At 64.8% G+C, this 19,918-nt stretch carries 20 protein-coding genes and 1 tRNA gene; 6 read left to right on the top strand and 15 right to left on the bottom strand.

Annotation, left to right across the window (positions count from 1 at the left end):
* Positions 1–39 precede the first annotated feature (39 nt).
* The 3 genes from QX070_RS30625 to QX070_RS30615 all read right to left on the bottom strand — a co-directional run bounded on the left by QX070_RS30625 (position 40) and on the right by QX070_RS30615 (position 3,111).
* On the bottom strand, positions 40–291 hold the full coding sequence (locus QX070_RS30625) for an exodeoxyribonuclease VII small subunit (protein ID WP_315740877.1): 252 nt from the start codon (positions 289–291) through the stop codon (positions 40–42).
* 102 nt (positions 292–393) lie between these two features.
* Positions 394–1,323, bottom strand: a complete 930-nt coding sequence (locus QX070_RS30620) for a histone deacetylase family protein (RefSeq protein ID WP_315740876.1) — start codon at positions 1,321–1,323, stop codon at positions 394–396.
* A gap of 111 nt (positions 1,324–1,434) precedes the next feature.
* The gene (locus QX070_RS30615; protein ID WP_315740875.1) at positions 1,435–3,111 is read right to left on the bottom strand and encodes a bifunctional metallophosphatase/5'-nucleotidase; all 1,677 of its coding nucleotides are present in this window, start codon (positions 3,109–3,111) and stop codon (positions 1,435–1,437) included.
* Positions 3,112–3,218: 107 nt separating this feature from the next.
* Between QX070_RS30615 and bla the strand changes: the two genes are divergently transcribed.
* Complete coding sequence (gene bla, locus QX070_RS30610) at positions 3,219–4,106, top strand: subclass B3 metallo-beta-lactamase (RefSeq protein ID WP_315740874.1); 888 nt, start codon at positions 3,219–3,221, stop codon at positions 4,104–4,106.
* Between the two features lie 12 nt (positions 4,107–4,118).
* Here the strand turns inward: bla and solA are convergent, their stop codons facing one another.
* Both solA and QX070_RS30600 read right to left on the bottom strand, forming a co-directional pair.
* Positions 4,119–5,312: an N-methyl-L-tryptophan oxidase gene (gene solA / locus QX070_RS30605; RefSeq protein WP_315740873.1), complete on the bottom strand. Its 1,194-nt coding sequence runs from the start codon at positions 5,310–5,312 to the stop codon at positions 4,119–4,121.
* A gap of 19 nt (positions 5,313–5,331) precedes the next feature.
* On the bottom strand, positions 5,332–6,093 hold the full coding sequence (locus QX070_RS30600) for a crotonase/enoyl-CoA hydratase family protein (RefSeq protein ID WP_315740872.1): 762 nt from the start codon (positions 6,091–6,093) through the stop codon (positions 5,332–5,334).
* A gap of 251 nt (positions 6,094–6,344) precedes the next feature.
* Here QX070_RS30600 and QX070_RS30595 point away from each other — a divergent pair, with 251 nt between their 5' ends.
* Positions 6,345–7,160, top strand: coding sequence for a hypothetical protein (locus QX070_RS30595; protein WP_315740871.1), 816 nt, complete (start codon positions 6,345–6,347; stop codon positions 7,158–7,160).
* Between the two features lie 26 nt (positions 7,161–7,186).
* Here the strand turns inward: QX070_RS30595 and QX070_RS30590 are convergent, their stop codons facing one another.
* Together QX070_RS30590 and QX070_RS30585 are read right to left on the bottom strand one after the other, a co-directional pair.
* A complete protein-coding gene (locus tag QX070_RS30590; protein WP_315740870.1) occupies positions 7,187–7,561 on the bottom strand; it encodes a hypothetical protein in 375 nt (124 codons plus the stop codon).
* Positions 7,561–7,890, bottom strand: a complete 330-nt coding sequence (locus tag QX070_RS30585) for a hypothetical protein (protein ID WP_315740869.1) — start codon at positions 7,888–7,890, stop codon at positions 7,561–7,563. The genes QX070_RS30590 and QX070_RS30585 overlap by 1 nt, the downstream gene beginning before the upstream one ends.
* 462 nt (positions 7,891–8,352) lie before the next feature.
* On the opposite strand from QX070_RS30585, the gene QX070_RS30580 reads away from it, so the two are divergent.
* Positions 8,353–9,621, top strand: coding sequence for a DUF892 family protein (locus tag QX070_RS30580; RefSeq protein ID WP_315740868.1), 1,269 nt, complete (start codon positions 8,353–8,355; stop codon positions 9,619–9,621).
* Between the two features lie 424 nt (positions 9,622–10,045).
* Here the strand turns inward: QX070_RS30580 and QX070_RS30575 are convergent, their stop codons facing one another.
* The 3 genes from QX070_RS30575 to QX070_RS30565 form a co-directional block, all read right to left on the bottom strand.
* A complete protein-coding gene (locus tag QX070_RS30575) occupies positions 10,046–10,303 on the bottom strand; it encodes a hypothetical protein (RefSeq protein WP_315740867.1) in 258 nt (85 codons plus the stop codon).
* Positions 10,304–10,591: 288 nt separating this feature from the next.
* Positions 10,592–10,966 (bottom strand): hypothetical protein, encoded by a 375-nt coding sequence (locus QX070_RS30570; RefSeq protein WP_315740866.1) that lies wholly within the window; start codon positions 10,964–10,966, stop codon positions 10,592–10,594.
* Positions 10,967–11,216: 250 nt separating this feature from the next.
* Positions 11,217–11,510, bottom strand: coding sequence for an HdeA/HdeB family chaperone (locus QX070_RS30565; protein ID WP_315740865.1), 294 nt, complete (start codon positions 11,508–11,510; stop codon positions 11,217–11,219).
* A gap of 315 nt (positions 11,511–11,825) precedes the next feature.
* Here QX070_RS30565 and QX070_RS30560 point away from each other — a divergent pair, with 315 nt between their 5' ends.
* The gene (locus tag QX070_RS30560; protein ID WP_315740864.1) at positions 11,826–12,230 is read left to right on the top strand and encodes a nuclear transport factor 2 family protein; all 405 of its coding nucleotides are present in this window, start codon (positions 11,826–11,828) and stop codon (positions 12,228–12,230) included.
* Between the two features lie 869 nt (positions 12,231–13,099).
* Here QX070_RS30560 and QX070_RS30555 read toward each other — a convergent pair.
* Positions 13,100–14,878, bottom strand: coding sequence for an acyl-CoA dehydrogenase (locus tag QX070_RS30555; RefSeq protein WP_315740863.1), 1,779 nt, complete (start codon positions 14,876–14,878; stop codon positions 13,100–13,102).
* A 288-nt stretch (positions 14,879–15,166) separates the two neighbouring features.
* Here QX070_RS30555 and QX070_RS30550 point away from each other — a divergent pair.
* Positions 15,167–15,241 (top strand) — tRNA-Gln (locus QX070_RS30550).
* 24 nt (positions 15,242–15,265) lie between these two features.
* Here the strand turns inward: QX070_RS30550 and QX070_RS30545 are convergent.
* The 4 genes from QX070_RS30545 to QX070_RS30530 form a co-directional block, all read right to left on the bottom strand.
* Positions 15,266–16,594, bottom strand: a complete 1,329-nt coding sequence (locus QX070_RS30545) for a hypothetical protein (RefSeq protein WP_315740862.1) — start codon at positions 16,592–16,594, stop codon at positions 15,266–15,268.
* 249 nt (positions 16,595–16,843) lie between these two features.
* Positions 16,844–17,269, bottom strand: a complete 426-nt coding sequence (locus QX070_RS30540; protein ID WP_315740861.1) for a hypothetical protein — start codon at positions 17,267–17,269, stop codon at positions 16,844–16,846.
* Positions 17,270–17,306: 37 nt separating this feature from the next.
* Positions 17,307–18,461: a DNA-directed DNA polymerase gene (locus tag QX070_RS30535; RefSeq protein WP_315740860.1), complete on the bottom strand. Its 1,155-nt coding sequence runs from the start codon at positions 18,459–18,461 to the stop codon at positions 17,307–17,309.
* A gap of 103 nt (positions 18,462–18,564) precedes the next feature.
* Positions 18,565–19,248: a LexA family transcriptional regulator gene (locus tag QX070_RS30530; RefSeq protein WP_315740859.1), complete on the bottom strand. Its 684-nt coding sequence runs from the start codon at positions 19,246–19,248 to the stop codon at positions 18,565–18,567.
* 280 nt (positions 19,249–19,528) lie between these two features.
* On the opposite strand from QX070_RS30530, the gene QX070_RS30525 reads away from it, so the two are divergent.
* Complete coding sequence (locus QX070_RS30525) at positions 19,529–19,903, top strand: helix-turn-helix domain-containing protein (RefSeq protein WP_315740858.1); 375 nt, start codon at positions 19,529–19,531, stop codon at positions 19,901–19,903.
* The last annotated feature ends 15 nt before the right edge of the window (positions 19,904–19,918 follow it).

The following is a 19,918-nucleotide window of genomic DNA, read 5'->3' as shown; positions in this document are numbered from 1 at the left end:
CGGACTGTTGCTCGGAGAGGGCCGTTCAGCCGCAAGCCGCTATTGCACGTCGAGCGGCACGGTTCCCGTCGCATGGCCGCTGGCGTCGGTCGTGATCTTCTCGACCCGGGCCTCCGCCTGGCGCAGCAGCTCCTCGCAGCGCCGCTTCAGTGCTTCGCCGCGCTCATAGATCGCCACCGACTCCTCGAGCGGCACCTTGCCGTCCTCGAGCCGCTTCACGATCGATTCCAGCTCCTCGATCGCGCGCTCGAACGACAGCTTCTTGACGTCGGTTACGGTGTTGTCCGCCATGCGGGTTCCCTGCAGCTCACTCAACTCCGGGGCCGTGCTTTTACACCCCGGTCGCGGCCATGTCAGGCCCCGCCGAGGGTGGGATCGGCTGGAACCTGGGGATCACGCCCCGGTCAGGGCCGCAACGTGGGCCGAGACGGATTCTTTAAGCCCCTGAAGGTCATAGCCGCCTTCCAGGACCGAAACGACCCGCCCGCCGGCGGATTTGTCGGCGAGATCCATCAGTTTGCGGGTGACCCAGCCGAAATCCTCCGCCCGCAGGTTCAGCGACGCCAACGGGTCGCGATAATGGGCGTCGAAGCCGGCCGAGATCATCACGAGCTCGGGGCTGAACTTGGTGAGCTGCGGCAGGATCAGGTTTTCGAAGGCGGAGCGGAACTCGAGGCTGCCGTCCTCGGAGGCCAGCGGCGCGTTGACGATGGTGTCGTGCTCGCCGCGCTCGCCGCGGGCGCCGGTGCCCGGGAACAGCGGCATCTGGTGGGTCGAGCAGTACATCACGCTCTTGTCGGCCCAGAAGATGTCCTGGGTTCCGTTGCCGTGGTGGACGTCGAAATCGACGATGGCGGCGCGCTCGATGCCGAAGGTGCGCTGGGCATAGCGTGCCGCGATCGCGACATTGTCGAAGAAGCAGAAGCCCATCGGCTTTGCGATCTCGGCATGGTGCCCGGGTGGGCGCACCGCGACGAAGGCGTTGCGGTGGCGGCCGGACATCACGGATTCGGTTGCCGCGACGGCGCCGCCGACGCCGCGCATCACGGCTTCCCAGGTGCCCGGCGACATCGAGGTGTCGCCGTCGAGATAGATGATGCCCGAGGTCGGGGCCATCTGGCGCAGCTCGGTGACGTAGTGCTCGTTGTGGCAGAGCAGGGCCAGCTCGATATCGGCCTCCGGGGCCTCGTCGCGGTCGAGCAGGGCGAAGCGCTCCTCGGTCAGGGCCTCCTCGACCGCCCGCAGGCGGTCGGCGCGCTCTGGGTGGCCGGACGGCGTGGCGTGATCGAGGCAGGCTTCATGAGAGAGATACAGCGTCGACATCAGGGCTCTGCCACTCGCGCGTTGCGGGAGTGCCCAATCTATGCGCTGAACGCAGCCTCGGAAAGAGCCCCGCGGGCGATATGACCGGCTTTCCGGCGGGCGCGGCAGGCGTCACGAAGCCTTGTTGATGATGCGGCCGCGCGGCGGCGGGGCCAGCGGGCTATTGGACTTGAGATAGGCGAACAGCGCCTCGTCGTCATAGGGTCCCGTGATCGGATCGCGGCCGCTCTTGAACGCGGTGAAGCCGTCGCCGCCGAGCGCAAGGTAGTTGTTGATGGTGACCCGGTAGGACGCGGCGAGGTCGATGGCCTTGCCGTCGAGCATCATGCTGGCGGCGTCGATCCGAGCGCCCGCGGACTGTTTCGCATCGAAGGCATAGGAGAAACCGCTGGAGACCTGCAGGATGCGCGGCCGCGCCGGGTCGAGCCATTGCTGCTCCAGCGCGGCCTTGATCTCGGCGCCGGTCAGGGTGACCGTCGTCAGCTGGTTGCGAAACGGCTGGCTCGCGAACACGTCGGCATAGGTCACCGCGCCGCCGTCGCGGCGAACGAGATCGGTCCGGATGCCGCCGGGATTGGTCATCGCGATGACCGCGCTTCCCTTGTCCGCCGCGGCTGTCGCTGCGAGTTGGGCATCGGCGATGACGTCGCCGAGCACGCTCTCGCCGGAGGCGTTCGGCAGCCGCGACAGTGTCGCGGCGAGCACGCCGGCGGGGCGGTTGGCGTAAGGGGCGGAGAGCTTCTCATAGGCGTCGATCAGCGCGGTCTGCGCCGGATCCTTCGGCAGGGTGGTGTCGACGACGATGTTCGTCGCGGTGGCGCTGATCACGTCGCGCGTGGTGCGGTCGAGCTTGACGTCGATCGCCGTCACCAACGTGCCGAACTTGTCGCCCGAGGTGACGAGCCGCTTGTCGATGGTGCAGACATAGGCCTGATGGGTATGGCCGGAGATGACGATGTCGACGGCGCTGTCGAGCTCCTTGACGATGTCGACGATCGGTCCGGACAGTCCGGGGCATTCGTTCATGCCGCCCGAGGGCCAGCCGCCCTCGTGGATCAGCACGACGATCGCCTGCACGCCCTTGGCCTTCAATTCCGGGATCAGCGCGTTGACGCTCTCGGCCTCGTTGCGGAAGTCGAGGCCGGCCGCGCTCGCCGGCGAGATGATGCCGGCGGTCCCTTTCAGCGTCAGCCCGATGAAGGCGACCGGGATGTCCTCGAAGGTGCGGATCTCATAGGGCGGAAACACCGTCTTGTCGGTGCCGGCGAGGAACGTCGACGCCGCGAGATAATGGAATTTGGCGCCGGTGAACGGCTGCGGCCCGCCGCAGCCATCGGTCGGATGGCAGCCGCCGTTCTGCATCCGCAACAGCTCGGCCTTGCCCTCGTCGAACTCGTGGTTGCCGACCGCCGACAGCGCGAGCCCCATCTGCGACATCGATTCGATGGTCGGCTCGTCGTGGAACATCGCCGACAGGAACGGGCTCGCGCCGATCAGGTCGCCGGCGGCGACGAAGATCGTGTTGGGCTGGCCGTCGGCGAGCAGCTTGACGAGGCTCGCCATGTGCTCGGCGCCGCCGGCAGGAACGACGGTGGTCTTGGTTGGATCGGCGGGATCGGCGACGCGGATGCCGGAGGCGGGCGGCTTCAGATTGCCGTGGAAGTCGTTGATGGCGAGGATGCGCAACGCCACCGGCTCGTCCTCGGCCGATGCCGGCGGGCCGGCGATGCTTGCAACGGCGGCACCGGTCAGCAGGCAGGCGAGGGCGAAGCGGGAGAGACGGCTCATGGCAGGGTCACGTGTGATGAAGGGGCCGCGGGACGAAGCGCGATTGCCCCGCCGCGGTCGCAATGACATAAAATGATTTCATAACAACAATACATCGGGAGGCCGGAATGAAAAGAATGATGCTGCTCGCCGCCACACTGTCGCTCGTGGCCGGCTCCGCTGCAGCGCAATCGCTGCCGGACCTGATGAAGCAGATGGTCGCGGCGTGGAATAAGCCGACCGAGCCGTTCAAGGTGATCGACAACGTCTACTATGTCGGCACCAACGGGCTCGCCTCCTACCTGATCACCACACCGCAGGGCCACATCCTGATCGATACCGTGATGCCGGAATCGACCGCGCAGATCGAGGCCAGCATCGGCAAGCTCGGCTTCAAGGTCGCCGACATCAAATACATCCTGAACACCCACGCCCATATCGACCACACCGGCGGGCTGGCGCAGGTCAAGCAGGAGACCGGGGCGCAGATGGTGGCGGGCGCCAGGGACGTTCCGCTGCTGGAAGGCGGCTTCTATCCGGGCCGCGAGGAGGAGCGCTATCTCGGCTTCCCGCCGGTCAAGGTCGACCGCGCTGTGCGCGAGGGTGACACCGTGACGCTCGGCGGCGTCACCTTGACGGCGCACGAGACGCCGGGCCATTCGCCGGGCTGCACCAGCTGGACGACCGACGTGAAGGATGGCGACGCCACCCGCAGCCTGATCTTCTTCTGCAGCGCCACCGTGGCGCTGAACCGGCTGGTCGGCCGTCCCACCTATCCGGGCATCGTCGACGATTACAGGAAGACTTTCGCCTGGGCCAAGACGGCGCATCCCGACATCCTGCTGGCGCCGCATCCGGAGATGTACGACATGGCCGGAAAGCGAGCGAAGATTGCCGACGGCGCGCCCAACCCGTTCGTCAAGCCGGGTGAATTCAACGCCTATCTCGACAAGCTCGAGACGCAGTTCAACGAAGGCCTCGCCAAGCAGACGGCTGCGCTGCAGTCCGCAAAGTAGTTGCGGCGTCCGCTATGCTGGATCGGCGGCGGCGAGCCGGTCCAGTGTGAAGCCGTCGAGGTCGACGCACGGCGTCTCGCCCCGGGCCATCGCCGCGAGCGCCTCGCCGACGGCCGGCGAATGCTTGAAGCCGTGGCCCGAGCAGGCCGAGGCGTAGATCACGTCGGCGTCACCCGGATCGTGGTCGATGACGAAGCGGCCGCCCGGCGCGTTGGTATAGAGGCAGACCTCGCTGCGCAGGCAGCGCGGGCCGAGATCCGGCACGAAGGAGCGGACATAGGTCTCATAGGTCGCGGCGATTTCGTCCGCGGTCACCTCGCGCGCCACGTCGTCGGGATCGGTCTCGCCGGTCATCACTTCATTCGCGATCTTCACGCCACTGTCCTGCGAGCCCAGCCAGGGAAAGCCATAGATGTCGGAGGCCGCGCGATCGCGGCCGGCGACGTCCCAGATGAACACCGGCGTGCCCGGTCCAAAATGCTGCGGATTGGACAGGAGCTCGAACCAGTACAGCACCTGCCGGGTGACGTGGACGCGGCGGCGCAGCGGCGCGATCATCTCGGTGATCCATGGTCCGGTGGTGACGATCAATTTGTCGGCCGACGCCGTCGTGTCGTCGTCCATGGTCACGGTGAGGGCGCCCGCGGCACGGCGAAACGCTGTCACGCGCCGGCCGGTCAGCAACTCGGCGCCATGGCGCGCGGCGACCGCGAGCTCGGTGCGCACGCAGTCCTCGACCAGCAGATAGCCGCCTTCTCGATCGAGAAAGGCGCGATCGCCGGGCGCGGTGGCAAAGGCCGGATAATCCGCGCGCAACCGCTCCGCGGAAAGCGTCTCGCCGTCGACGCCGTGCAGCCGCGCCGCGGTTTCAATATTGCTGAAGAACTGCGCGCTGCTGACGCCGTGGACCTCGCCGCCGTGCTGGCTCGGAATGAACAGGCAGCCGCATTGTTCGAACAGCCGCGTGCTGGTTTCTCGCTCCAGCGCGCGCCAGATCGCGTGCGAGCGCTGCGCCAGCGGCGTGTAGTCGACGCCTTCGCCGATCGCCGCGCGGGTGATGCGGGTCTCGCCATGGGTCGAGCCGAAGCGGTGCGGCGGCTGGAAGCGGTCGATGCCCAGCACGCGCCTCCCGGCCTTGGCGAGATGCAGCACGGCGGCGCTGCCGACCGCGCCGCAGCCGATCACGATGACATCAAACTGCGCCATGCGCCCGCCGCGGCCCCGCTCATTTCTTCTTGCGCGACAGGAACGCCTTGAACGCGCTGACCGCCTCCTCGGAGGTCATGCGCTCGGCGAACAGATAGGCCTCCTGGTCGATGCGGCGGGTCAATTCGTCCGGCACGGTGCGGATCAGCTTGCGCCCGATCGCCACTGCCTCGGCCGGCAGCCGGCAGATGTCGCGCGCCACCTTGTGCGCCTCGACCTCGGTGTGGCCCGGCGCCACCACCGTGTTGACGAAGCCGGCGATCTGCGCATCCGTCGCCGTCATGGTGCGCCCCATCACCAGCATCGCGAACGCCCGCTGATAGCCCATGGTCTGCGGCATCAACAGGCTCGAGGCGCCCTCGGGCACCAGGCCGAGATGGATGAAGGGCGTCGAGAACGTCGCCGTGGTGGAGGCCAGCACGTAGTCGCAGTGAAACAGCATCGTCGTGCCGATGCCGATCGCGACGCCGTCGACCGCGGCGATGATCGGCTTGACGTTATGCGCCAGCGAATACAGGAACTTGGTCGCCGCCGAGGTGCGCGCGGCGTCGTTGCCGGCCGACCCCGCATGCAGGAAGTCCTCGAGATCGTTGCCGGCCGTGAACACGCCGGAGCCGCCGGTGATGATGATGCATCGCACCAGCGGATTGTTCTGCGCGGTGTCGATCGCATCGCTCATGCCGAGATACATGGCCTGGGTGATCGCGTTCTTCTTCTCCGGGCGCCTGAGCTTGATCGTCCGCGTCTCGCCCTCGTCGGTCACGATCAGATGGTCGGTCATGGGCCCCTCATGCGTGTGCGCCGGCGGCTGCGTTGCCGCCGATCATTTGTCCAGTCTTGCATCTCGCCGCAGCCTACATCATCCGCTGGTCGCGCCAAGGGCTGAAGCGGTCATTGGTCGCGGAGGGAATGCGGGCGTGATCGCAGGCGAGCGCTCGCCATGATTCTCGTCGTGGTTTACGACTGGTTTGCAACAGCATCGGCGTCCGCTATCGTCCCGCGCAGAACGGCGATCTTTTGCAAGGCAATTCGATGACCAAGGTCGTTTCAGTGCTGCTGTCGCTGCTGCTGCTCTGTCATGCCTTCCCGGGGATCGCTGAGGCTGCCGCCACCAACCGCGCGCTGCTGTCGCTGTTCTGCGCGCCCGGCGCGATCGCGGGCACCACCTGCAAGCGCGCCAGATCCTATCCCGACTCCGAGGGGCGTCGCTGTGACGTCACCCTGAAGCCGGAGCGGCAGCAGGGACGTTTCCTGGCCTCCAGCAATCCGCTGCTGGTCGTGAGCTATGGCAGCGGCTGCGAGCCGCACGCGACCGATTTCGGCGGCGCGGTCGTGTTCGAGCAGGTCGGCGACGCCTACAAATTTCGCGGCTTCCAGCCGGGTATGCAGGTGAATGAATGCGTCATCTCCACCATCAGGGACGAGGCGCAGGACGTGCTCGTCTGCCTGACCGGGCATATGGGGCAGGGGGTGGTCGAGACCGGCGTGGCGCGCGTCGGCTTCGCCAGTGCCAGCGGCGGGTCCATCGAAATGTCCTACGATTTTCTGCTGCAGGCCGAGGACACGACGGGAGCCTACCTGACCAACATCGTTAGCTGTTCGGAGCAGCTCAAATATTTCGGCCTGTCGAAGCTAGCGGCCGGGCCAACCCCCGGCAGCGTGGTCGCCGCCGTCAGCTACGCCGATCGCGAGACGATCAGCACGGCCTGCGCCAAGGGCTTTCCGAAGCCGAAGGACGCGGAGGACATGCGCGAACTCGCACCGGGTGAAGCCTTTGTGCCGGACGGTTACGCCAAGAGCGGCAGCGTCATCATCGAGATTGCAAGCCGCTCGGCAAAGTTGCGCTGAGTCTGCCGCGGTCCAGTTGTCGCGCCTCAGCGTGATCCGTCCGGGCGGGGCGGGGCAGCCGGAGGGCGCAGGCCGGCGGCCGGCGATGCCTGCTGTCGGACAGCCTCGCGCCGCAGTGCCTGCTCGAGCACGATCAGCCGCGTCGCCATGCGGGTCAGCTCGTCATGCACGGAGCCCTGAACGCCCTGCACGGCATGCTGCACCTCGCGCAACGCGTCGCGCTGGGTCTCCGCCTTGAGCACCCTGAACTCGGCCTCGATCGAGGTCAGGCGGTTGTTGACCGCCCTGATCGCCTCGGCGATCTCCTTCTGGCCGTCCTGCAGCGCGCGGACGTGATCGACCAGCCGCAGATGATCGGTCAGCTCCTCGACCGTCTTGCCGATATTGCTGCGGCCCCACATTACTTCACCGACCTCAGCAGGGTCCTGATCGTCGCCAGATGGTCCTCCGGCGATCCGAGCCGCGCCGAGATCGCGCTCATCAGATCCTTGCGCAGTTCCGACAGTTCGTCCTCAGGCACGATGCGCTCGACGGGTTCATCATAGGCCATCCGCCGCGGCTCGACCTCGACGGGGCGCGGCGCGGCGTCGAAATAGGGTGGCCGCTCGTACACCGGGATGTGCGGCGCCTGACGCGATGACGTGACGCGCGCGAGACTCGGAAACCGTGGTGGCGGCGTGCGCGCCGGACGTTCAATCTGATCGATCAGCGCCGCCAGCGCGACGTCCATATTGCTGTCGTCAGGCTCATCGTCGACAACGTAGGACGGCTTCCGCAGTGTCGCCCCATTCGCGTGCGATGATGACGTGAATGACGATGCGTGGTCGCGGAGTCGCGCGATGACCCGGCGGACTCGCGCGCCGAGACCTGGCTTCTCCCTGGCCGGTGTTCGCATCAACATGTCACTCTCCAGCTGAACAGCTTAGGCGAGCAGGGAAAAGCTTAGCAAGAGGCAGTCGTCGAGCTGCCAACAGGATGTATGGCGGTAGCCGGCGCAGATGCTTGCGCGCGCCGGTCCCGCAGGTCCGTTGCCGGGGTGTCGTCTGCGCCCGCCTATAGTGCGACAGTGTGCATAAGAAGCGACCGGCGCAGGCAGCCGGCGCTCGGGTTCCGGGGCGAGAGGTAAGGAACAACCGTGTGGTCGGGCCGTTCGGACATGACTGCGTCCCCTCCAACGCTCCGAGGTCCCCCGATGTATCACCACGTCAAGAAGCTGATGTTCACCGTTCGTGTCGACGAGCCCGATCCGCGCTTCGGCAACATGCTGCTCGAGCAGTTCGGCGGCGCCAATGGCGAGCTCGCCGCCGCCATGCAGTACTCGATCCAGGGCCTCAACTGCGAGGATCCCGACCGCAAGGACCTGTTGATGGACATCGGCACCGAGGAGCTCAGCCATCTCGAGGTCGTCGGCACCCTGGCGCGTCTGCATCTGAAGCCGTCGAAGTTCGATCGCGAGGCCGCCGAGGCCGATCCCTTGATCGCGATTGCCGGCGGTGGCGGTGTGAACCTGTTCAACTCGCAAGGCAATGCCTGGACCGCCGATTATCTGAAGATCACCGGCGAGCTCGACGTTGACCTGCGCAGCAACATCGCCGCCGAGGCGCGCGCCAAGATCGTCTACGAGCGGCTGATCAACTTCACCGACGATGCCGGCACCAAGGACGCGCTGCAGTTCCTGATGACGCGCGAGATCACCCACATGAAGGCGTTCGCGGTGGCGCTCGAAAGCATGGGCAAGCCGGCTTTCAGCATCGGCCGCCTCGCGCCGACGCCGGGTCTGGTCGACCAGTTCTTCAACGATTCCACGGGCTCCGGCGATCATGGCGAGATCGATACCCGCGGCCCCTGGAACGAGGGCGGCGACTGGGTCTTCACGGAGTCGCCGGCGATCCAAGCCGGTGAGCCCGGCGCGGCGTCGTCGATCGTCACCGAAAGCTCGCCGCCGGCCGACGAATCCGGCCTGAGCGATCTGCTGATGGACGAGCTGCGCGACATTCTCCATGCCGAGAAGCAGCTTACCAAGGCGCTGCCGAAGATGGCCGAGGCCGCGCGCTTCGATCAGCTGCGCGAATTGTTCGAGCAGCATCTGGTCGAGACCGAAGCGCAGATCGAGCGCATCAACGAATGCTTCGAGCTGCTCGGCAAGACGCCGCGGGCAAAGCCCTGCAAGGGCATGATGGGCCTCATCGAGGAGGGCCAGGAGATCATGACCCAGGCCGAGGACAAGGAGGACGCCGCCGCCGATCTCGCGCTGATCGGCGCCGCGCAGCGCGTCGAGCACTACGAGATGTCGGGCTACACGACCGCGCGCAATCTCGCCTCCCAGCTCCGCCACAGCGCCGTCGTCGCGCTGCTGTCGAAGTCGCTGGCCGAGGAGGAGAATGCCGATCAGCTCCTCAACCAGGTCGCGCGCTCCTTGATGTCGGTCGCCAAGATGCCGGCCGCGATCGAGCAGGCGTGAGGCGGGGAGCGGGACCTGCGCGGTGCTTGCGCCATGCAGGCCGCCGTGGCGCGCAGACGCCACCGTGGAGCGCAGCGCAGACATTGCGTCACAACAACTGTCATCGCCCGCGCAGGCGGGCGATCGAGTACTCCGAAACGGTCGACTTCAGTCGAGACGCCGCGGCGTACTGGATACCCCGCCTGCGCGGGGTATGATGACCATTTTCAGGGCGCCGCGTGTGCCCTGAAGGAGGGGGCGAGCGTCACGCCTTCGGCCGATATGCTCTGCATCTTGCGATGCGCCGCTCTCTCCCCGGCCGTCATTGCCTGGCATTCACGCGCGAACGGCGCAGCCGTTCGACGCAGCGCGCGGGAGCCCGGAATCCATAACCACAGGCGATCATGGCCGGACGAGAGCCATCCCTTGCGAATCTTTCGCCCGCTTACTCCGTATAGCTGTGCACCCGCTCCGCCCTGCGGAAATGGTTCGTCGACAGGCAACGCCGCGCCCGGCTGATCTGCGCATCGGTGGCGCCGCGGCTGCGCGCATACATCTCGGCCACCTCGGCCGTGTATTTCTCCACGTAGTAGCGCACCTCCGAACAGGACATCCGGGTCTCAGGACCGGCCTCGTTGGCCGCCTGTACCTCGGACCCCATCGCCAGGATCAGAATCCCCGCACCGATCACACCCCGCAACATCGACATCCTCCCCATTGTCGCAGCTGCCTGCTAACAGGCGTGACTCGGAGCGAGGGCGCAAATTAACAATGACACGCGCGTGACATCATCAGCGCAGTGTGGCTTCGCGGTGTCACCGGACGTGACGGTTGAGCATCGCTTGCAACCGTCGCCGGGCGGAATGGCCTGTCCCCCGTGCCGCCCTGACAGTGTTGAGAGATCGAACGGTTCCGGCTTCGGAACCTACGCCTCCGGTCGAGACGGCATCATCAGCCCTGAGCGAAGGCGTGTCGCGCGTCCTGCGAGGCCTCAGGTCGTCACGGTCGTGCTCGCCGTGCCCGCGCTGCCCGAGACGCCGTTGCTCACGGCGCTGTTGGTCGCGCCTTGCGCGTTGTAGGTCTGCGCGCCCTTGCTGCTGCCGTCCGAGCTGGCGGCAGTCTTGGTCACCTCGGTCGAACCGTCGGAATAGGTGATGGTCGTGGTGGTGACGCCGTCGAGCGTGATCGAGACCTCGCTCACGACGGTCTTGCCCGACGACGAGCCGCCGCTGCCGGAGGAGCTCTCCGACGTGCTGTCAGCCGAGCTCGTGGCCGACGAGGATGACGTCGCCGAAGTGGATGATGTGGCCGAGGTGGTCTGCGACGAAGGCGCCGCGAGGGGCGTCGTGACGGAGCTGATCGACATGGGACTCTCGCATGAAGAAAGGGCAGGTGCCGCACGGGGCGCGGCACGCTTCTTCAACGCAGCCTCCGCGCCAAGCTGGCGCAATGAGTTGCGTCTGAGTGTGTCCGGATGCTGCGGTCTTCATGCGGGGTCATCGAAACTTGCGGCCAGCCGCGCCGTCCGCGCAGCCGCAAAGTCATCTGCGGTGGCACGCGGGCGGAAAGCGCGTTCATTCGCCTGCGCGCTGACGATCCGCAGCCATCCCATTTGCCTATTTGCCGAGGATCTTCTCCGCCGCGGTGACGATGCTGACCGTCGGATGCTCGGCGCAGTACTTGCCGAACTTCTTGGCGTTCTCGACGAACACCTCGGTGTCGAAGATCGCCTCGTCCTGGTCGCCCTTGTACCAGCCGTCGAGCCAGATCAGCACCATCTTGATACCGTCGTCGCCGCTCTCGACGAACTGCTTGCAGCTCATGGTGGAGAGATCGAGAACGACGGCCGACGCCGGCGCGGACGACAGCATCAGGGCCGCGGCAAACAACGTCGCAACGACAGATTTCATATTCTTGCTCCGAATGGATTTGGTGAAAAACAACGAACTATGCAGAGGCTTCGCGAATGAGGAGCCGAACTGCGTGACCATGGTCGAGCCGGCACCTGAGCAGATAGAACTGGCTGGATCGATGGCGGAAGTCAAGAACGGCAGCGGCTTCAATCAGAGGAAGCGCGGCGGGCTACGCCTTCGGCTAGCTGGCCCATGCTCGCTCCATCTCTCCGAGGTAAGTGAGCACAGTTGAAGGCGAAGTTTTCGATTGACTCAATTGCAAGTAGATCAATGAGCAGCTAAGGTCTTCGTGCTGAACTTTGGGAGGTGCCGATGGAAAATCGCGAAGTACTCCTCGAGCAGGTCAGGCGCGCATACAAGGCGCGCGACACGGGGGCGTTGGACGACCTGATGGCAGAGTGTCATCCGGACGTGGTGTTCACACTGGCTGGCGACCGGAACGCCACCAAAATGTTGGGGTGCATGTGTGGTCACCCCCAAGTCAAGGAGGGCTTGGCCAAGCTCATCGATACGTTCGAGTTCGCGCAGCGAAATATCCTGACCGAACTGGTGGACAACGATCGCGTGGCCGTGCGTTCCCGCCTCACCGTGCGAAGCTGTCCGACGAATATGACGCGGGAAACCGAGATACTCGACCTCTTCAGAATTCAGGATGGGAAGATCGTCGAACTAATAGAGTTCGCCGACACGGCGCTCATCCAGACGATGGCGTCGTAAGCCGGTTGAGCGCTGCGTGGCGACCACCAGAGCGGCTCGCACTGCGACCTGCGTGGTGCGGCGTCGGATCATTGTCCCGGAAATGAACATTGTCCCGGAAGTGAATGGCTGACTGGGGCAGGGCTTGAACTTTATCGGCAATCGACCTGGTTCCTTCCGGTTTGCCGGAGCGCAGGGAAGCGCGCTTCCGACCCGTCGGCCAAATCAGCTCGGTCGGGCCAACCCCTGTCAAGTCGTTCTGAAAAACATAAATCGCTTTGCGGCTTGCCAAAATCAGCATTATGGTTCGCGCATCCCGTTGCACGGTAGGGGACGGTTCGCGGTCGTCACGGACGTTGGCAGCGGGATGCGGTGGACGCGGGCGGCGCAGTGCTGTTGGCACGGACGAACGTTAGCCTGCGGACGGTGAAGGCGCGTGGTTCCGATACTCCGATGCTAGTATCCAGCGCAATGCGCGAGAAGCGCATTGTCGCGACATGGTGGCCAGAAAGCCCGGTGCACCAGGAAGAGCGCGCTATAGCCCGTTAAAACCATCGCGCGGGGAAGGCCGGGTGTTCTCGGCCAGACCTGTGGTGACTGCCGCCTGCTTTTTTCTGCAGGCGGGCCACGGGCGCGGCCAGCGCCCGGCCTTCCCTGCGCCCTCCACTCGGTGAGGGCGGGTTTCGAGAGCATAGCTCGGGCGCGGAATGCGTCGCGAGGACGCGGATGCTCATCTCATCGCGACAGGCTGTTCGGATAGATGTTTGAGATGTGGATCAATGAAGCGGCGAACTCGGGACACCCTCCCCCTCCAGGGGAGGGCGGGAGCCCGGCAGCGAGCTTTGGTGCGGGAGGCTGAACTCGCTGGTCTGGGTCGCGACGCTCGCCGCTCACGCCACCAGCACGGCCTCCGCCGCGAGCACGGCGTCGGCGCCGTCGGTGACGGTCTTTTCCAGGGACGGGGCCTGCACCGCGAAGGTCTCGGCGAAGAACCGGGCGAGCGCGACGTGACGCGCCCCCTCGGTCTCGTTCTCGCTGCGCGCGGCCAGCGCCTCGTTGGCCAGCATGCAGCCGCCCAGCGCCGAGCCGAACAGGCGCAGGTAAGGCGTGGCGCCGGCGAGCGCATCGTTCGGCGCGGTGCCGAGCTTGTCCAGCAGCCAGCGGCTGGAGCGGTCGAGCGCGCCGAGCGCCTCGCGCAGCTTGGCGCCAGTGGTGCCGAAGGCCGGATCGTTCGAGGCCTCGACGCGGCGGACGATCTCGGTGAGCTCGTCGAGCAGCTTGAACACCGAGGCGCCGCCGTTCGCACCCAGCTTGCGGGTGACGAGGTCGATCGCCTGGATGCCGTTGGTGCCCTCGTAGATCGCGGTGATGCGCGCGTCGCGATAGTGCTGCGCGGCGCCGGTCTCCTCGATGAAGCCCATGCCGCCATGGATCTGCACGCCGAGATAGGCGACCTCGTTGCCGATGTCGGTGGAGAACGCCTTTGCGATCGGCGTCAGCAGCGCGCCGCGCGCGGCGGCTTCAGTGCGCACCGCCGGATCCTTGGCGCGCACGGACACGTCGAGTGCGACGGCGGTCGCGTAGCAGATCGAGCGAGACGCGGCGGTGAGGACGCGCATCTGCATCAGCATGCGCTTGACGTCGGGATGGGCGATGATCGCGTCCGAGCCAGTGCCCTTAGCTCCCACGGCGCGGCCCTGTTTGCGCTCCTGCGCGTAGGCCAGCGCCTGCTGATAGGCGCGATCGGCGACGCCGACACCTTCGAGGCCGACGCCGAGCCGCGCCTGGTTCATCATCGTGAACATGCAGCGCATGCCGGCGTTTTCTTCGCCAATGAGATAGCCGATGGCGCCGCCATTGTCGCCCATCGTCATGGTGCACGTCGGCGAGGCGTGCATGCCGAGCTTGTGCTCGATGCCGGAGGCATAGATGTCGTTGCGGGCGCCGAGCGAGCCATCGGCGTTGACGAGGAATTTCGGGATCAGGAAGAGAGAGATGCCCTTGGTGCCGGCCGGCGCGTCCGGCAGCCGCGCGAGCACGAAATGCACGATGTTGTCGGTCATGTCGTGGTCGCCATAGGTGATGAAGATCTTGGCTCCGGTGACGCGGTAGCTGCCGTCCGCGGCGCGCTCGGCGCGGGTGCGCAAGGCGCCGACGTCGGAGCCGGCCTGCGGCTCGGTGAGCTGCATGGTGCCGGTCCACTCGCCGGAGATCAGCTTGCCGAGATAGACGTCCTTCAGCTCCTTGCTGCCGTGGGCGTCGAGCGCCTCGATGGCCGACAAGGTCAGCAGCGGGCACAGGCCGAAGGCGACGTTGGCCGCGCTCCAGATCTCGGTGCAGGCGGCGTTGATGGCGAGCGGCAGGCCCTGGCCGCCATGCGCCTCGGGACCGGACACCGCGTTCCAGCCGGCCTCGGTCCAGCGCTTGTAGGCGTCCGGCCAGCCGGGCGCGGTGGTGACCTTCTTATCGGCGAGCTTGACGCCGTTCCTGTCGCCGATGTGGTTGAGCGGGGCGAGCACGTCGCTCGCGAATTTGCCGGCTTCCTCGAGCACGGCCGCGGTGATGTCGGGGTCGAAATCGCCGTAATGGCCGGCCTCGACCGCCGCCTTCAGCCCGGCGCCGTGGTTGAGGGCGAGCAGCATGTCGTTGAGCGGGGCGCGATAGGTCATGGCGTGTCCTCGGGGCTCGATGTGGCCGGTTTGGCCGCCGTCATCCCATGAAACCGGCCGGGTCTCAACTTTTTCGCGTGGCGCTGCGGCCGGGCGCCGCGGCGGCTTCCAACGAGCAGGATAAGGGCTTGCCGGCATTGACGAATTGGCCTGGGCGGCGGATCACCGGAGGGGCCTGCAAAATTCCTGCGGCGGCGCGGTTGAAATGGGCGGGCGCGCTCTGTAGACCACGGGCGCCGACCTGGAATCGCATGGCGCCCGCGCGCCACGTCGATCCGCCGGGCCTGATGGGGCGTAGCCAAGCGGTAAGGCAGCGGATTTTGATTCCGCCATTCGGAGGTTCGATCCCTCCCGCCCCAGCCAGATTAACCCAACAAAACCAATTGCTTATCTGTTCACGATTTTGTCATTCTGAATGGCGATTGCCTGCGTATTCTGAATGGATGTTTCCGGTGTGTTCGCCAGCACGTGCGCGCGACGCTTCCGGGTGGCTGCCAAGATACGCGGGGCGGTGCGCTTGGCATAACCCGCGTAGCTCTCCCGGGTGCGGTGGGCAGATAGCGCGCGGCCTTGTCCTTCAGTCAATTCCGCCTCTTCTAACTCAGTCATCCCACCGTGGCGGCATGCGTCCAGGGTGAACTCCGGAGGCAACCCGATGTCCTTCCGCAATCGCTGGACAATCTTCTGCATTCCCGAAAACGAATAGGGTTTGGCGAACGCCTTGGCGCCGGGTTTGACATGCCGCTTGTCGGTGGCCGGCAACACCTCGCGCAGGATCATGGGGATGCCCAATCGCGGCAGGCGCGCAAGGATTGCCTCTGCCTCGGGATAGAGCTGCACGGCGGTGCCGTCGTCTAGCACGTCTTCAAGCGGATGGTCGATCGTTGCCCCGGTCTTGTGGTGCTCGATCTGGACCGTTGGCGGGCCTTTCTTGTTCGCCCTGTAGCCGGTCCAGCGGATATGCCCCGCCAACACGTTTTCCGGGCGTTGCAGCCATTCAAAACAGATGACGGCTGCCGCCGCTGCGCCGATCTCGCCGCGCTCCACTGCACCGTTGGCAAACGTATAGACCTGTTCTCGGGTGACGGCGGACTTCGTTGCCTTGACGCGCGTCTTCATCGTTACGCCCGGCCACGGGTTCGGGACATCCTTCGCGAACTCGGCTGGATACAGGCGCTGAACCACACGCCATGCCTTCCGGCATAGGCCCACAAACTTTTCGCCGCGGCGGAAGAACACTTCTTGGCCGGCATCATCCTTGATGAACTTCTCATAGAGCAGATCGGCCGCGCGCGGGCTGATGCTCTTGATTGGCAGCGAGCCGATGCGCTCGCCTCTCTTGTTCAAGAAGTTGCAGATGGCCTGCATGCTGTGCTCGTAGCCGGGCCGCGACCGTTTGGAAACCTTTTCCAGATAGGCCTTCGAGCGCTTGTACTCGCGAAAGAGCCAATCGATCGTGCCTACGCGCGCGCCAGCGATGTTCTGCTCTACGGGCTTGCCCATGTGCGCGGCAAACCATTCGTCAAAGAGCGCATTCAGGACGGCTGCGCGGCCGCCAGTGCCATCAGCGCCGCATGCGGTGACGTAGTCGCCAAGCGGCTCATTGGGAATTGTGCAGCCGGCCTTGCGGTACTTGGACGGTACGGTGAAATAGAACGCCTGTCGGCCGCCCGAGAGCGTTTTGGGCAGCACGTAGCGGGGAAGCTTCAGCACCACGATTACAGATCCTCGGCGGCGTCGTATTCCCGCGATGCCGGCGCGATTGCCTTGTCCAAATCGTCGATCAACCATAGCTGGCGGCGTCCTTCCTTCACGCGGGGCCAAGGATACTCCGACCCGACGCGCTTTAGAAACCCTTCAACCGATGATTCCCCGACGTAGCCAGCCGCGAGCGGAGCTGGCATGCGGCGCGGCCACGAACCTTGCGGGATTTCTACGGGGCGGTGCGGGCGGCTCATGGGTCTTTCAATTCAAAAGGGCAAACTGGTCAGGATGGACTGCAGGCGGCTGCCTGCGTTTGGTGCGTGGTGGTGCCGGCCTGATCGCGGTGGGATCACGCAGGAACGGAAAGCGTTCGTGGATGCCGGCGACGATCTCGATCAGCGCCGTGATCGTCTGCGGCATCGTGAGACCGAGTTTGTCGGCGATGGGTTGAAGCTCTGCGCGGACTTCCTCGGGGAGCGCCTTCGCGCGGGGCACCGCGACGAAGTCCCAGCCCAGGAAGCCCAGGACGGCTTCGAGCGACTCCAGACCTGGCTTGTTTTTGCGACGCCACGCCTTGATCGATGCACGGCGAACGCCCGAGCCCTCCTCGGTCTCGTCATAGGTGAAGCGGAGGCGAGCCATCTCCGCGAACACCAACTTCACATGCGGGCCGACGCGGTCGGGCATGGTGACCGTGCGCCGGTTAGCCCGATCGCGCCGGTGACTAGTCATGCTTCGGACCCGCCGCCATCTCGGTCGAGATGTTCATCATGCCGATCGCGCCGATCAGCTCGGGCTCGTCTTCGGCCTGGAAGAGCACACGGCGATTCGTATGATCAGGGTGGAGCGCGATGGTGGTGACCTTGAATGCGTCGAGCATCGTCTTCAGGTACTGACCATTGAGGCCGAAGGACGCCACCTCGCCGTTGATGTCGGCCTCCACCACGTCAACGCCGCCGCCAGTCTGGCCGCCGACCGCCACGACGAACCCTTCGTCAGACCCGGCGCACTGAAGACGGTAGCCTTGGTCCTTCAGTGCGAACGGTTCGAGCAGGGCGACCGCGCTGGCGCACGCGTCGCGCTCCAGCTTGATACGCGTCTCGCTCGGGTTGGATACGAGCGGCGTGTAGTTGGGATAGGTGCCGAGCAGCAAAGAAGAGCAGAAGCGCGTCGTGTCGTTCGAGACGAAGATCGAATGCTCGTTGATGACGACTTGAACGTCTTCGGCGGCGCGGAACAAACGGATGATCTGCGACACGGTCTCGGCACTCAAGAGAATGCCGGGCCGACCGCTGCCATCCATCGGCATGTCTTCGGCCCCCTCGGGGGCCGGGATCGAGGTCATGATCAGGATCATGCCCGTGGTGCCAACGGCCGCGAGGCGCTTCCCGGTGACATGAAAGAACACGCCCTGCATCGGCGAGCTGGGGACGGTTGATAGTTCGGTGGCGGTGTGACCGAACAGCTTGACGAAATCCGATCCATCGATTTTGAAGGTCGCGCCTTCCTCCCGATACTGCCGGGCAGGCCAGTCCTTGGCGGGCAGGGTCGGGAAGCTCGTGCGGGAGCGGCCTGCCTTGACGATCATCTCGTGCTTGGAATCGTCATAGTCGATCGTGACCTCGGCGCCCTTCGGCAGCCGGTCCACCACCATCTTCAGCTTACCAGCGTTAACGGTGGCTGAGCCTTCGCGCTCCATGGAGCACTCGCCTGACGCCTCGACTTGCATACTGAAGTCGGTGGTGGCGACGTGCAGCATGCCGCCTTGTGCGATAATGCGCGCGTTGTTCGCAATGACGGCGGGCGAGTTCTTCGGCGCGCTCGATACACCGCGCGTCACGATCTCCGCGAGCTTGTCCCGATTAATCTTCAGTTTCATTGGCGACATGGTCCGTTGCCCCTCCCGTGAGCGTGCAACGGACCGTATTGATTTATATCCGTTAAGTCAACGGATATATTGTGCGAGAGAAGGGGGCTGCTGCCTAACCCAGTTCGCAGCTTCCTATGATGCGATCCAGTGCCTTCACTTGGGAACGAGGCAACTCGACGACTGTGCCGTCGCCCAGCATGCGGACGGTGATCTTGTCGATCGAGATCGTCACCACCTCGCGGATCGCGACCCGGCCGTCCGTTTGATGCACTACGGCAAAGCCTCCGTGCCCAACTTGCTTGTTGGGGTTGACGATCACAACCTCGCCAACTCTGAAGCGGGGAGCCATGGTATCGTCAGGAACCGCTATGCAATACACGTCATTGCTCAGCGGCATAACGAAGGGAGCTCTTCGCGAATCATTCAAAGCGAAGAAGCCATCGGGATCGGTAAGGCCTGTCTGGTAGAGAGTGATGGACTTCATCACCAGGGTGACGGGCTCAACGTTCTGAGGAAGTACGCCAGTTGCTGCAGTTCTCGGGGTATCCTGCTCGCCGACTAGGTACGCATAGTCGCAATCCAAGACCGGGGCCAATTTCGTAAGTCCCTCTTTAGTTGGGTTGAGGGACTTCCCGGAAAGCAGATCATTCAAATAAGAAAGACCGAGCCCAGCTCTACGGGAAAGTTCATTCCGTGAAGTCTTCAAGCCCAAAACGCGCTCTTCGACGCGCTCTTTTATGGTTTCGAGTTTTGGATGCACCCGATGCTTTCGGCCGGGCTGCACAGCCTTCGCCATAGTTCCATTCCCCGTACGACCGAAGCTCAATACCATATTCGCGGTCCCCATCACTTGTAGACATTGCCTGCCAATATCCAAAACAATTTCAAAGGCTAACGTCGCCGGATCGTTCGCCGCTTTCTCGGGCGTCGCAATTTACGGCGCTATATCCGTTTTATCCGTTGACTATTTGAGTTTCGTCCGTTAGACAATGTTCAGCCGCATCAGCGGAAACTCTCAATCGATTCGGCATAGAGCCGGAAAATCGACGGATGTCAAGCGGCGGCGACGGACATAAATGACCGAACTATCGAAGCAGGAGCTTGTGGTTAAGGTTGCCGCACTCACTGCGACCATCGAAGACATGCGTCGCTCTATGGTCCTCGCGGCATCCCTGCCTACGGGGTGGAGGCTGACTCCCAAAGAGCGCGATCTGTTCCTGGCCCTGATCTCGAACGAGACGGTCACGAAGCCCATGGCGATGGTCATCCTCTATGGAGCCGATCAGGACGGCCGTGAAACTCATTCCGTTGATGTCTTCATCTCGCGCATCCGTCGCAAGACTGAGGACCATTCCGTCACCATCGAGACCATTAGTCGGACCGGCTACCGGCTGGTCGATCGGCTCGTATGGGCGAAGACCTTGAAGCTCGACACTTGCGTCGCGCACTAAACCGGGGAGCCTGAT

Origin of the sequence: Bradyrhizobium sp. SZCCHNR1093 (genome assembly GCF_032381175.1) — a bacterium.
Taxonomy (GTDB): domain Bacteria; phylum Pseudomonadota; class Alphaproteobacteria; order Rhizobiales; family Xanthobacteraceae; genus Bradyrhizobium.
The sequence above is the reverse complement of the archived record's forward strand: the minus strand, read 5'-3'. Positions and strand labels throughout refer to the sequence as shown.